Source organism: Caldimicrobium sp. SLHALR3 (genome assembly GCF_058692735.1).
The window spans coordinates 776,196-788,873 of record NZ_CP182484.1; the positions used below are offsets into that span (position 1 = coordinate 776,196).

The following is a 12,678-nucleotide window of genomic DNA, read 5'->3' on the forward strand; positions in this document are numbered from 1 at the left end:
ATGATTAATCTAAAGGACGAAGTAAGGGTTTTGAGGGTTTTTTACTTTCAAGTAATTCTTTAAAATATACTAAAGCCTGAGAGCCAAGTATAAGTGATATGGCTTCTTTAAGAAGTGGTAAAAGGTCTGTAGAGTTTTCAATAGATTTATTCAAAAATTTAAGTTTTTTAAGGATATAACGCCCTATGTTTACTCCATCTCTCACACTGTAAAGTTCTCCATATTCATGAGCCATTTGCAAAAATCTCACTATATAATCAAGAAGTCCTTCTTCAGCCCAGGGAAGATTTGTTTTTAAAATGGCTTTTTCTTCTTCATAAGAAGGAAAATCAATAAAAATTTGAGGCTGAAGTCTTGACTGAATATATTCAGGCAATTCAAATGTTGAGGCATCTTCATTCATAGTTACACAAAGTCTAAAATCCGGGTGTGCCTTTATTTTAATTCCAGCTACAATTGATTCTACATATCTTCTACTATCAAGAAGAGGAGCAAGGGATGCCCAGGACTTTTCACTCATTCTATTTGCCTCATCAATTATAGCAACCCCTCCTCTTATCATAGCAGTAACAATAGGGCTTGCTACATATCTTATTTTTTTATCCTCTGAAATAACAGGAGTTATAATAAGATCTTCAGGACGGGTATCAACTGTTGCCTGAAATATATAAACTTCTTTATTTAGTTTTTTAGCAGCTGCATAGGCAAGGGTAGTTTTCCCCACTCCGGGTTTTCCTATAAGGCGAGGCGTTAAGGGAATATCTCTTTCATCTAACACAAGCCAGCAGGCAAGGATTTGATCAATAATCTCATCTCTTGGATAAAGGGGAATATTTAATTCATCAGGATGAGAAAGGTATAAAGTTACTCCGTCTATAACTACACTTTCCATATAATTTTAATATATCCCCATTTAAAAATTTTGCTACCCAAAATTTTAATGAATTGTCGCTTGACAGGATAAGCTAAAATGGCTATAAAATTAAAATTATGCAAAAAGAGAAACCTGGGCTACAAAAATTGGTTTAATCTTTGCTGCAGCAGGAAATGCTATCGGATTGGGTAACCTTTTTAGATTTCCCTCTAAGGTAGCCCTCTATGGTGGAGGAGCATTTATCATTCCTTACTTTATTTCTCTTATTTTTCTCGGAATTCCTCTTATGATCCTGGAATGGGTTATAGGAAGATATGCAGGTTCAAAAGGACACGGATCTATGGTTGGAATTATGGGAGAATTTTTCAACCATTCATATCTGGCAAGAATTGTGGGAAGTCTTGGAGTTACTATCTCCTTTCTTATCATTTGTTATTATATCTATATTGAATCTTGGACACTTGGTTTTGCCTTTTTATCTCTTTTTAAAAAATTACCTCAACCTGTAAGCGGAAATTCTGAAGCAATAATGCTACCTTTTTTAGAGTTTTATAGAAACTATACTAAGCCATCCTTTTATGCCATTATTTTTTGATAATAACTCTTTTTATTAACTGGTATATACTTAATAGAGGGATAATAAAGGGAATTGAATTTATAGCTAAAGTTGGAATTCCTGCTCTTCTTTTGATGGGGATATTTTTTTCTTTTGTTTCCCTTTCCATGAATAACTGGAAAGGATTAGAAGGACTTTATTTTATTTTCAAGCCTGATTTTTCAAGGCTTATTGATCCTCAGGTATGGGTAGAGGCTTCTGGTCAAATCTTTTTTACTCTTTCTTTAGCTATGGGAGCTATAGCTACCTATGCAAGTTATGTAAAGAAAAATGAAGATGTTTTAAAAGCAGGACTTTATACAGCGGGATTAAACGAATTTGTAGAAGTAGTTATAGGAGCCTCTATTGCAATTCCAGCTGCTTTTGCTATGTTTGGCGCAGGTTCAATTTCTCAATTAGCTCAGGAAGGGACTTTTAGAATTGGTTTTGTAAGTATGCCAGCAATTTTGACAGCCTTACCCTTTGGATATCTTTTTTCTTTTATATGGTTTTCTCTTTTATTTATAGCAGCTCTTACCTCTTCTCTTGCCCTTATTCAACCTCTTGTTGCTCTTTTTGAGGATGAGCTGAATTTTTCTCACTCAAGAGCAGTTAACCTTTCTATGATTATGGTGTCTATTGGTGCCTTTCTTTCTGCTTTCGTTCCCAAATTTCTTGACGAACTTGATTTTTGGGCAGGAACTATGTTTTTAATAATCTTTGGCTTTATAGAGATATTAGCCTTTGTATGGCTTTTTGGGGTAGAAAATTTCTATAAAGAGCTTACAAGAGATGTATTTTTGAAGATTCCTAAAATATTTGTTTATATTTTCTATGGAACTTCAGCTATATTTATAGGGGTGCTTTTTTATTTCTGGACAATGACTAAATTGCCAGAATATCTTGGAGAGCTTTCCTGGAATTTGATAGTTTCAAGGGGGTTTATAGTTGCTTCAATACTTTTGCTTGCTTTGATAGCCATTGAAAGCAAGAGACGAAATTTTATTTAAAATTATCAATGAGTTTTCTCCTTCTTTAGATTTCCCCACATATTTACGGCAGTTCTCAGCATATTTATTTACCCTTTTCCTCCTTAAAACTACTTTTTTCTTTCTTAAAAACCAAAAGTTTGAAGGCTGGGAACTTTTTGGTATTTATGAAGATATGGGCTTTTCCACCGTTATTATTATAACGGCTTGGCGAGTATCTGAAGTCGCCGAAGCCAGATACTCGCTTGTTAGGCGTGGGCGATAGCCCCGAAGTGAGCGTAAGCGAACGAAGAGTCGGGCGGTGCGGTGTCATTTTGTTAACTCCTTTAGTTTCTTTAAGATCTTATATTCTTCCTTTGTTTCTTGCCATTCACTAATTATTTGTTCAATTTTTTCTTTTAATTCTTCCAAAGTCATGTCCTCTGGTTCACTACAATTAACATTTTTAGAAATAAAGAAGTTGTAAATTTCCTTTAATGGATTTTCTTGCCTAAATTCAATTACTTTTACTCCTATTTTTTCAGCCTCTTTAATCATCATTTCTGTTAATCTATCAATCAGAAATAAATCTACTTTTCTAGCTAGTGCTTCGTCTCCAATCTCTGGATTTCCTATTCCCAGCAATTTTAATTCAATGGTGATAGGTTCTTTATTTTTGTTGAACACGATAGCATCAATTTCTCTATTTTTAACCAATCCTTTCTTTTTCATCTCATCAAAAATTAAGATGTAATCCTCCTCTGGAATTTTTAAAATACTAAAAATTACATATAGCAAACTTTTCTCTGTTTGTTTCCCCACTTCACTCCATGCACCACCCTGAATGGTTAACTTCATTGCAGAAATGATATTAACAAATATTATACTCTCAAGATCATCAAGCTCAACTTGTTTGTAATCTTTCTTGATAATTATTTTAATCTTATAGGAGCTTTCATTTTCTATTTCTGAGAGTAAAAGCCTGAATGATTCTAAGTTTTTTTTACCTATTTCTAAGCATACCTCTTTTTTAGAAGTTCCGCCTGTCATATTCTTGACAGTTTTGTCATTTAATCCACCATACCATAGCAATTTAAATTTATTTTCTTTTCCTTGCTTTTTTGATGTATCTTCTAATAGTTTCTCAAGCCAGTTATCGCCGCGTTTTTTGTATTCAAAAATTTCAGCTGTTAACTCTTCCACTTTGTCAATAAACCGCTTGTTTATAGTAGCCAACACATAAGTTCTATAATCTTGCCCCGTTAGAATCGAATGGATTATTTTACTTATCAATTCTTTCATTTTTTTTACTTTTTTATTTTTATATCCTCTGGTATATGATTAATTGCCTCTTCTATTTTCTCTATGTTTTTAAGTAGTCTTTCCTTCGTAGGTTTTCTTCCCCTTATTGACGTTCCTTGAACCCTTTCTACTCGTTTTTTAAAATTAATCATCTGCTGAGTCACTACATCTATTATGAAATCATCGTCTTCAGCTGTCACTTCACTATCTTTTACTTTTTGTAAAATCAAAATGTACTCATCATCAATTTTTCCTATGTCTGCACTTGTGTATTTACGAGTTTTATCAATATTCCTGAAATATGTTTTTATTGGCTTAAATCCAATAAATTTAGACATTTCAGCAAAGAATTTATGACTTTCTATCAATTCATACTCCAAACTTGAATTACCAACAACAATAACGCATAACTTATTTTCTTTCAAAACGCGATTCATTTCTATCATTACACGGAGCATATCGCCTAAATATTCAGACAAAAGTCTAAAACGATTATAGATAAAATGAGAATGAGCACCAATTTCATGTTTCTTAAATAAATCAAAGTCCATTCCTAACCATAACATGTTATACATATGAACTCTATAGTAATCTAACGCATTAACATAAGGTGGTGATGTAACTATTAAATCAACTGAATTACTTTCAACTTCAAGTTTTCTGGCATCTCCTGTTATCACTTTCACTTTTGGTGGATTTTTTACAATCTTAGACATCTTTTTTAACTCTTTCTCCATTGAATTCACTTTTTTCAAAAACAAATCATCTACATCAAGTCCGCCACCATTTTCAACTAAAGACCATATTGTAGAGGATAAAGCAACCCTTCCCAAATCATAAATATCATCATGTTCCCCTTCTTCTTTAATTTCTAGGAGAGTTTCTCTAATAACTTCTAATTTAGATATTACAACTCTATTGAAAATCTTGCTGATTTTCCTGTTTGGTAATGATTCAATCCTTTTATTAATTCTTTTATAATCTAAATCTAAATATCTTTTCATTCTTCGCAGTTTCTCTTTTAAATATTTGAACTCTGTATCAGGTATTAGTGTAACTTTGACCTTAGTTATTAAAGTTGCAAGGGGATTAAAATCGTTGCCTATTGAATTTCTGTTATTTAAGAAAGCCTCTACTAAAGTTGTCCCACATCCACACATAGGATCAAGAACGGTTTCTCCGTCCTTTGTAAATAACTTTATGAATGTTAAAGGGATTTGGGGAATAAACCTTGCAGGATAGGAATGAAATTTATGAGTTAAATATTGTGTAGTAAAATCTTTAAAATCCCAATCAATTTTATCAAGTATTTGTAAAGCTTCTGAAAAGGAGTAATCCCTATTGATCATGTCCCAATATTCTTGTTCAGGAGTTTTTAAACCAAGTAATGTTGTTTGTTTTTTTGTTTCGTATAGCATGTTCTTCACCTATAATTCTTTAATAGTTCTTTCTTTTTTAATCTTTCTTTCAAGCCGCATCCCCGATTACGCCTAATTCGTTCATATACTCATTGCGGATATACCCCCTCTTTAGAATAATATCCGCATTGCGCATATATATCTCTCTAAGCGAAATTATACTCCTCTCTCTTTCATCAGTCTATTAAGCTTTGCAAGACTTGTCTTGCTTACATAGGTATAAACAAGCAAATGAATTGCTTGGACGGTTCTTGTGGGAATATGTCTGCTTTTCCTTGCACCTTGTTTGGTGTTTGTAATTTTTTACCCCTCCCGGGATGCCTACCTCATAGTTATTTCTATAAAATGTAGCGAAGAATAACAAAAAGTCAAATATAAAAAACTTTGGTAGAAATCTTTCTCCAAAGGTTAAACCCCAAGTTAATATTAGTAAATTTAAGTAATAAATTTGTCTTGACAAAGGAAAAAATGAGAATATATTAAGTATTAACGCCGAGGTGGCGGAATTGGAAGACGCGCTGGCTTGAGGGGCTAGTGGGCTTCGGCCCGTGCGGGTTCGAGTCCCGCCCTCGGCACCACAAAAATCACTTTGCCTCTCTTTTCGGATTTAAAATCTCCTGCAAAGTTTCTCCAAGCAAAGTAAAAGCAAGAACAGTAATCAATATGGCAAGCCCTGGAAAAACAGATAACCACCAGGCAACCTCTAAAGTCTCTTTACCTTCTATTAAAATGTTTCCCCAAGATGGAATAGGTGGTTGAACTCCTATTCCCAAAAAAGACAAGGCAGATTCAATAAGAATCGCCTGTCCAAGTCCTAAAGAAGCTGAAACTAAAATAGGTGGTAAAGCATTGGGAAGAAGATGTTTAAAGATAATTCTTAAAGTTCCTGCACCATAAACCCTGGCTATCAGAACAAAGTCTCTTTCTTTTAAAGACATTATTTCAGCCCTTACAAGCCTTGCAACCCCCATCCAGCTTGTTGCCCCAATTACAATCATTATGGTTAAAATAGAAGGCTCTAAATAGGCAATAACTGCTAAAATAAGAAAAATAGTGGGAAAACAAAGCATAATATCTATAAAACGGGAGATAATCTGATCAACAACTCCTCCTAAATAACCTGCCAGAGAACCCAAAAATACTCCTATTCCTATAGAAATTCCAACTGCAACAATGCTTACCTCTAAAGAAATTCTTGAAGCATAAATCATTCTGCTTAATAAATCCCTTCCAAGAAGATCTGTCCCAAGTGGGTGTTTAAAGGAAGGTGGAAGAAGAATTTCATTTACATTTATTTCAAAAGGATCATAAGGAGAAATGTAGGGAGCAAAAAGGGCAAGAAAAACAAGAACAAAAATAATAATTAGACAGGTAAATCCTATTTTGTGCTTTAAAAGTTCTCTTAAGATCTCTTTCATTTTCCTTCTAACCTTATTCTTGGATCAGCAAGTGCATAACCTATATCCGCAAGGAAATTTCCAAGAAGGGTAAGAAGGGAGATCAAAAATAGGTTTGCCATAATAACAGGGTAATCTCTTGCCATTACAGCTTGCCACATAAGTTGCCCTACTCCAGGGATTCCAAAAATGGTTTCAAAAATTACGCTTCCTCCTATTAGTCCAGGGATGGAAAGTCCAAGAATGGTTATAAGAGGTAAGAGGGCATTTCTCAAACCGTGTTTATAAATTACTACTTTTTCTGGAAGTCCCTTTGCTCTGGCAAAAAGTATGAAATCTGTTTTTAAGACTTCATACATAGAATTTCTTACATATCTTAATACTCCTGCCATTCCTCCAAAGGTTGCTACAAACAGAGGGCAAATGAGGTGTTTTGTCCAGTCCCAGACCTTTTCTAATAAACTCATTTCTTCATAACCTATGGTTGAATGAAGCCCTGAAATGGGAAGCAGTTGAAGTTTTACTCCAAAAATCATCATAAGTATTATAGCTAACCAGAAACTCGGCATGGCATAACCAATAAAGGTGATAACTGTAGTTATCCTGTCAAAAGTACTTCCTGCTCTTACTGCAGAATAAACACCTAAGGGTATGCTAAAAAGTAAAATTAGGAAAAGAGAAAGAGTATTTATGAAAATAGTTATAGGAAGTCTTTCTTTTATTTTATCCCACACAGGTCTTTGATCCAAAGAAAAGGACTTCCCAAAATCAAGTTTTATAATTCCTTTAAGCCACATTAAATACTGGATATAAAGGGGTTTATCAAGTCCATACATTTTTACCAGCTTTTCCCTATATTCTGGTGTTATTTTGGGATTGAATTCCGTTAGAGGACTTAATGGTCCTCCTGGTGCAAGATGAATGATAGAAAAGCTTATAATGGTTATGCCAAAGAGAGTGATAATAAGGGTTAGTATTCTTTTTAATAAAAAGGCTATCATGTTAGCTTTAAACCGCTTTTTCTTTCGGCTTCAGAGGGTTTTAAATAAAGGGGTAAAAGGGTTTCTGCATCTTTTAATTCTACCTTTTTCTGTTTAAGTTTAATGAAAGCTAATTTAGCAACAAGTCCTGCACTTAAATTAGGTGAAAAAGGGGGTTCAATGAAAACCTCATTTAATTCTTTTTTAAAAAAATCTTTCCATTTTTCAAGTGTCTCACTGGCAAAAAGAGAGGGAACTTTTACGAAACTAAGCAATTCCTTTAATGGGATGCATATGGGTGAAATTAAGGTCTTAAGGTTAAAATTTTCCCATACATAAGAAGCAAAAAAGATTTCTTTGCTGTATGCATCAACGAGACTCACTATATTCCCAGGATAATTAATGAAATTGGTTGCAAGAACCTCTAAGCTTGAAACTGGAATTACAGGTCTTGGATAGGCTAAGTTTAACCCTTTTAAAATAGAAAACCCAATTCTTAATCCAGTAAAGCTTCCAGGTCCTATATCTATTGCATAGAAATCCACTTCTTCTAAAGAAAATTTTAGATTTTTTTCAAGAAAAGGAAGTGTCTTAAAGATTATAGTTGAATAAGATTCTTTTGAAGATAAAGAAACCTCTCCTAACAAGATTTCTTTAAAGAGTGCTATTCCTCCTGTTTTTCCAGATGTTTCAATAGCAAGAATTAAGGGAGATTCCATCCTTTAAAAAGCTTTAAAATGTCATTGTAGAAAACTGCTATACTCAAGGCGATTATTAAAGCTAAGCCGATTTTAAAAATTAGTTCTTGAGTTTTTAAAGAAAGAGGTTTTTTTCTTATAGCTTCAATTCCAAAAAGTACAAGGTGTCCTCCGTCAAGCATAGGAAGAGGAAGTATGTTTAGCACACCAAGATTTATAGAAAGAATAGCAGTAAAAGAAAAAAGAGAGGATAATCCTATTTTTGCTGCTTCCCCTGCCATTTTTCCGATAGTTATAGGACCTCCGAGGGTAGAAAAAGGCATTTCTCCTGTAAAAAGTTTATAAATAGCTATAAATATAAGACTCGTTATTTCCCATACTTTTTCAGCAGCTAAGTAAAAGGCAGTTATCAAATCATGTTTTTGATGAATAATTTCTTGGGTAGATTTTATTCCTATTATGGGGATTTTGGTTTTTTTGCTGAAGATGTTATAACCTTCTTGAAATTCTGGTTTTAGCTTAACTTCAAAAATTTGATCGTTTCTTTTTACTTTTAAGATTACCCAATCCTGAACATTTTTAGATCGCAGGTAAAACAACAGTTCCTGAAAGGATTTTACCTTTTTACCATTTACTTCCAGAATTTCATCTCCTGGTTTGAGTCCTGCTTTTTCTGCAGGAGAGCCTGGTATTAATCCACCAACTTTAGCTGGAATAATATAACTTCCTACGATCGCAAATAAAATCCAAAAAATGAAAAAAGCTAAAATAAAATTAGCCAATGGCCCTGCAATGACTATAATAGCTTTTTGGTAAGATTTTTTAAAAGCAAAAGCCCTTTCTGGATTTTCAACAAGTGGAATAGTTTCAGGGTGTTCTCCATAAAGTTTTACATATCCACCCAAGGGAATAAGAGAAAGCCTATATTCTGTTTCTCCTTTTGTAAATCCAATAAGACGAGGACCAAAACCTAAGGAAAAAATATCAACTCTTACTCCCATTGCCTTGGCAGCTAAAAAATGTCCAAGCTCATGAACAAAAATGAGAACACCTATTACTAAAATAGCAACAGCAATGGTTATAGTCATTTTTTACCCTTAATAAGATTTTCAGTAAAATTACAAACCTCTTGATGAAACTTTAAGATCTCATAAATATCTTTTAAGTTAATAATGGGTATTTTAAATTCATTTAAGGTTTTTTCAAGGAAATATGGAATTTTATCAAAGCTAATTTCGCGGTTAAGAAAAGCAGAAACTACTACCTCATCTGCAGCTTCCAATATAAGGGGATATGGGTCTCCAAGTTTTCCCACTTCATAAGCCAATTTTAGACAGGGAAATTTTTTAAAATTTGGTTTTTCAAAAATAAGCCTTTTTACTTTAGCAAGATCAAAGCTTTCCAAATTTAGTTCCCTTCTTTCTGGATAATTAAGAGCATAGGCTATAGCAATTTTCATATCAGCAGGACTTAAATGCATTAAATAACTTCCATCTATAAGCTTTACTATTGCGTGCACCAAACTTTGGGGATGAATGATTACTTCAATTTTATCAAGGGGAAAGTCAAAAAGAACCATCGCTTCAAGAACCTCAAAACCTTTATTCATTAAGGTTGCAGAATCTACAGAAATTTTTTTACCCATCTTCCAGGTTGGATGAGAAATAGCCATCTCTGGTGTTACCTTAGGAAAGTCTTTCTTAGGAGTTTTATAAAAAGGTCCTCCTGAAGCAGTAAGAATGAGTTTTTTTATATGAGCTTTTTTTTCCTTTTGCAAAAGCTGGAAAAAAGCAGAATGCTCGCTATCAACAGGAATAAGCTCAGCTTTATAGGTTTTAGCAGTTTCTTTTAAAAGGTTACCTGCAGAAATAATGCACTCTTTATTTGCTATGGCAACTCTTTTTCCTGTCTTTAAAGCATAATAGGTAGGTATGAGAGCTTTTATTCCTGAAATTCCTATAACTGCTATGTCTATTAGGTCTAAAGAAGCAAGTTCTTTTAGACCTTCATCTCCCCATAAAACCTTAGCCTCATAACTTAAAGAATCTTTTAAATACTTTGCATCTTCTTTTTTTTCAACGACTACATAGGGAACTCTAAATTTTTCGGAAAGCTCTTTTAGTTCATTTATTCTTGATTTTGCTGTAAGTCCAACAATTTTAAATTTGTCTAAATTTTTTGAAACATAATCTATAGTTGATTTTCCGATAGATCCTGTTGCTCCAAAAATGGCAAGACCTTTCATTACTAAATAGACTTATTTATTACTTTCTGGGATAGAAGGAAGTTCTTTGGGTGGTGTAGGTATTATTGGAGGATTAGGAGGTAAAGTTTGGTTTGAAGCTGGTAAAGAGGGAGGCTCTGCCTTTAATAAAACGGGTTTATGTTTTTCGGTTAAAACCTTGGTAAGAAAAATAGAATTTAAGAAAAAAAGTAAAACAAGGAGCATGGTAACTTTATTTAAAAAGCTTGTTGGTCCTGCACCGCCAAAAATGGCTTCTGCTCCTCTAAAAACTGCTCCGTATTCAGAACCTTTGGTTACATTTATTAAAACTATAAGGATTATCAGAATTGCCAAAATTATTTGAAAAACGATTAAAAAATTTTCCATTTTTTCCTCCTGATTATCTCATGGGGAAAAGTTTTGCACCAGGCAAACTATCTACGGGTTCTGTTAAAAGCATTTCTCCAGTTTTTATCCAGTTTTTGAGAATTTCTGCAATTTCCCTTGCTTTTGAAAAGCTTGACAGGGGATGGGTAGGAACTTCTTTTCCTAAAATATTTATTTTTCCACTTTTTAATTCTGCATAGCTTACAATTCCGTAATTTCTTTTTATACCGTTAGGATAATCATAGGAATAATCAACTATTTGAGTGAAAAGATCTTCATCAGAAAGACCTGCCCATTCAGCGACCTTTTCATTTAAGATGGGAATGGGGATTCCCAATCCTACAGCTAAGGAGCAACCGTATCCTATGTGGCTTGTTCCGACAAGCCATTTGGGACTCATCTTTTTTAGATCTCCTATAACCATAAGAGTTGCTGCAGGCTGAATGGGAACTCCCTTAGGAGTCCTTTTAACCTCCATGTTGTGCTGTGTCCCACACCAGATCACATACCCTTTTGTTCCCCCAAGAAATATTCGTGTCCCAATTCCTATAGTTTTCAAATAAGGATCTTTAAGAAGGGGAGAAAGGCATCCTGCTGTAGCATAATTGGCATTACCCAGATTTGGTTTCAATACCCCCATATAGGTGTATAAAATTTTATCAGAAAGATTTATAGCACAGTTGTAATTTTGATAGGCATTTCTTGGATTACACAAAATAGCATCTTTTAAATCGTGAATGGTTATTTCCGCTTCATAAGTTTTTCTTGGATAACAGTGAGTTCCGTATCCTATAGCTCTGAGATGTATCTTTTTTCCTGCAACAAGATCGTGGATTACATGCCCACCACCGTAAAGAAACTGACCAGGAAATACTCTGTTAAGAGGATCGTCTTCTCTTGGTTCAGTTGCTCCTATGTATAAATCTACAGCAGCAAGTCCTCCGTAGGCAGGAACATCGTTTAACCAGACTTTATAAGCCTTAATGGTTGGAACAGGATGTCCAAAGTTTATAAAAGCACCAGAAGAACACATAGGAGAAAAGGTGCCAGTAGTAACTACATCAACCTCCTTTGCAGCCTGGACAGATCCCACCTCTTTTACCAACTTTGAAAACTCTTCAGCTGTTAATACCACTACCTCCCCTTTCTCAATTTTTCTGTTTATCTCCTCTACGGTTCTTTTAACTTTAAATTCATTACTCACTTCAAAACTCCCTTATTCCAATAGTGATACTACTTTATGTCCAGAAGCTTCTAAATCTGAAGCTATTTTATCAAGAGCTATCTTTTCCAGCCTTATAAAATATACCTTTTCTCCGTTAAGATTTACATCCATTCCTATGGAAATTATTTTTCCTCCATTCTTTCTAATTATTTCAAGAACATCGTCTAAGTTGTCTTCTTTGGGAATCACATCTAAACGAGAAGAAGATTTTAGAAGTCCCATAAGTTCAATAAAAGCTTCCAAAATATCGGTAATAGTAATAATTCCAACGAGTTCACTTTTAGAAACTACAGGCAATCCCCCAATTTTGTATTTATAAATAATTTTTGCTGCTTCATCAATTGAAGTTTCTGGATCTACAGTAATGGGATTAAGGATCATAACCTCTCTCAAAGGTAATTGCAATTTTTCAGGAGATAGATAGGCTCTTAGATTGCTTTCAGTTACAAGACCTATAAGTTTTCCATTTTCCACTACAGGGATATGTCTTATAGAAAATCTCCTCATAAGTTGAATTGCTCCTTCTACAGTATCATCTGGAGAAGCTGTAATTACATCTGTTACCATCCAGTTTTTAACTTTCATAGGATGAATACCTCACACAAAAACT

General features: G+C 33.9%; 12 protein-coding genes, 1 tRNA gene and 1 pseudogene. 3 read left to right on the forward strand and 11 right to left on the reverse strand.

Annotated features, from left to right (window positions below):
- Window positions 1–4: 4 nt before the first annotated feature.
- Window positions 5–892, reverse strand: coding sequence for an AAA family ATPase (locus ACLGLP_RS04095; protein ID WP_492113660.1), 888 nt, complete (start codon window positions 890–892; stop codon window positions 5–7).
- 118 nt (window positions 893–1,010) lie between these two features.
- Between ACLGLP_RS04095 and ACLGLP_RS04100 the strand changes: the two are divergent.
- Both ACLGLP_RS04100 and ACLGLP_RS04105 read left to right on the forward strand, forming a co-directional pair.
- Window positions 1,011–1,469, forward strand: a pseudogene (locus tag ACLGLP_RS04100) (sodium-dependent transporter); the annotation flags it as partial.
- On the forward strand, window positions 1,466–2,479 hold the full coding sequence (locus tag ACLGLP_RS04105) for an SLC5/6 family protein (protein ID WP_492113661.1): 1,014 nt from the start codon (window positions 1,466–1,468) through the stop codon (window positions 2,477–2,479). The pseudogene ACLGLP_RS04100 and the gene ACLGLP_RS04105, both read left to right, overlap by 4 nt.
- Window positions 2,480–2,767: 288 nt before the next feature.
- Here ACLGLP_RS04105 and ACLGLP_RS04110 read toward each other — a convergent pair whose 3' ends face one another.
- Both ACLGLP_RS04110 and ACLGLP_RS04115 read right to left on the reverse strand, forming a co-directional pair.
- Window positions 2,768–3,739, reverse strand: coding sequence for a CfrBI family restriction endonuclease (locus ACLGLP_RS04110; protein ID WP_492113662.1), 972 nt, complete (start codon window positions 3,737–3,739; stop codon window positions 2,768–2,770).
- 5 nt (window positions 3,740–3,744) lie between these two features.
- On the reverse strand, window positions 3,745–5,157 hold the full coding sequence (locus tag ACLGLP_RS04115; RefSeq protein ID WP_492113726.1) for a DNA methyltransferase: 1,413 nt from the start codon (window positions 5,155–5,157) through the stop codon (window positions 3,745–3,747).
- Window positions 5,158–5,648: 491 nt separating this feature from the next.
- Here ACLGLP_RS04115 and ACLGLP_RS04120 point away from each other — a divergent pair.
- Window positions 5,649–5,735, forward strand: a tRNA-Leu gene (locus tag ACLGLP_RS04120).
- A 6-nt stretch (window positions 5,736–5,741) separates the two neighbouring features.
- On the opposite strand, the gene ACLGLP_RS04125 is transcribed toward ACLGLP_RS04120, so the two are convergent.
- The 8 genes from ACLGLP_RS04125 to ACLGLP_RS04160 are packed head-to-tail and all read right to left on the reverse strand — an operon-like array spanning window position 5,742 to window position 12,653.
- A complete protein-coding gene (locus ACLGLP_RS04125; protein ID WP_492113663.1) occupies window positions 5,742–6,575 on the reverse strand; it encodes an ABC transporter permease in 834 nt (277 codons plus the stop codon).
- Entirely contained in the window at window positions 6,572–7,555 is a 984-nt protein-coding gene (locus ACLGLP_RS04130; RefSeq protein ID WP_492113664.1) for an ABC transporter permease, read from the reverse strand. Before ACLGLP_RS04130 ends, ACLGLP_RS04125 begins: the two co-directional genes overlap by 4 nt.
- Window positions 7,552–8,253, reverse strand: a complete 702-nt coding sequence (gene tsaB / locus ACLGLP_RS04135) for a tRNA (adenosine(37)-N6)-threonylcarbamoyltransferase complex dimerization subunit type 1 TsaB (protein ID WP_492113665.1) — start codon at window positions 8,251–8,253, stop codon at window positions 7,552–7,554. The genes ACLGLP_RS04130 and tsaB overlap by 4 nt, the downstream gene beginning before the upstream one ends.
- Window positions 8,238–9,320: an RIP metalloprotease RseP gene (rseP, locus tag ACLGLP_RS04140; RefSeq protein WP_492113666.1), complete on the reverse strand. Its 1,083-nt coding sequence runs from the start codon at window positions 9,318–9,320 to the stop codon at window positions 8,238–8,240. Before rseP ends, tsaB begins: the two co-directional genes overlap by 16 nt.
- Window positions 9,317–10,477: a 1-deoxy-D-xylulose-5-phosphate reductoisomerase gene (gene dxr, locus ACLGLP_RS04145; protein WP_492113667.1), complete on the reverse strand. Its 1,161-nt coding sequence runs from the start codon at window positions 10,475–10,477 to the stop codon at window positions 9,317–9,319. Before dxr ends, rseP begins: the two co-directional genes overlap by 4 nt.
- A 12-nt stretch (window positions 10,478–10,489) precedes the next feature.
- The gene (gene secG / locus ACLGLP_RS04150) at window positions 10,490–10,843 is read right to left on the reverse strand and encodes a preprotein translocase subunit SecG (RefSeq protein WP_492113668.1); all 354 of its coding nucleotides are present in this window, start codon (window positions 10,841–10,843) and stop codon (window positions 10,490–10,492) included.
- A 13-nt stretch (window positions 10,844–10,856) separates the two neighbouring features.
- The gene (locus ACLGLP_RS04155; protein ID WP_492113669.1) at window positions 10,857–12,047 is read right to left on the reverse strand and encodes a homocysteine biosynthesis protein; all 1,191 of its coding nucleotides are present in this window, start codon (window positions 12,045–12,047) and stop codon (window positions 10,857–10,859) included.
- Between the two features lie 12 nt (window positions 12,048–12,059).
- Window positions 12,060–12,653 (reverse strand): CBS domain-containing protein, encoded by a 594-nt coding sequence (locus ACLGLP_RS04160; protein WP_492113670.1) that lies wholly within the window; start codon window positions 12,651–12,653, stop codon window positions 12,060–12,062.
- Between the last annotated feature and the right edge of the window lie 25 nt (window positions 12,654–12,678).

Coding starts and splice junctions, on each gene's coding strand:
- ACLGLP_RS04115 (WP_492113726.1), bottom strand. CDS start 5,157: ATGCTATACGAAACAAAAAAACAAACAACATTACTTGGTTTAAAAACT.
- ACLGLP_RS04125 (WP_492113663.1), bottom strand. CDS start 6,575: ATGAAAGAGATCTTAAGAGAACTTTTAAAGCACAAAATAGGATTTACC.
- ACLGLP_RS04095 (WP_492113660.1), bottom strand. CDS start 892: ATGGAAAGTGTAGTTATAGACGGAGTAACTTTATACCTTTCTCATCCT.
- ACLGLP_RS04130 (WP_492113664.1), bottom strand. CDS start 7,555: ATGATAGCCTTTTTATTAAAAAGAATACTAACCCTTATTATCACTCTC.
- tsaB (WP_492113665.1), bottom strand. CDS start 8,253: ATGGAATCTCCCTTAATTCTTGCTATTGAAACATCTGGAAAAACAGGA.
- ACLGLP_RS04160 (WP_492113670.1), bottom strand. CDS start 12,653: ATGAAAGTTAAAAACTGGATGGTAACAGATGTAATTACAGCTTCTCCA.
- rseP (WP_492113666.1), bottom strand. CDS start 9,320: ATGACTATAACCATTGCTGTTGCTATTTTAGTAATAGGTGTTCTCATT.
- dxr (WP_492113667.1), bottom strand. CDS start 10,477: ATGAAAGGTCTTGCCATTTTTGGAGCAACAGGATCTATCGGAAAATCA.
- secG (WP_492113668.1), bottom strand. CDS start 10,843: ATGGAAAATTTTTTAATCGTTTTTCAAATAATTTTGGCAATTCTGATA.
- ACLGLP_RS04110 (WP_492113662.1), bottom strand. CDS start 3,739: ATGAAAGAATTGATAAGTAAAATAATCCATTCGATTCTAACGGGGCAA.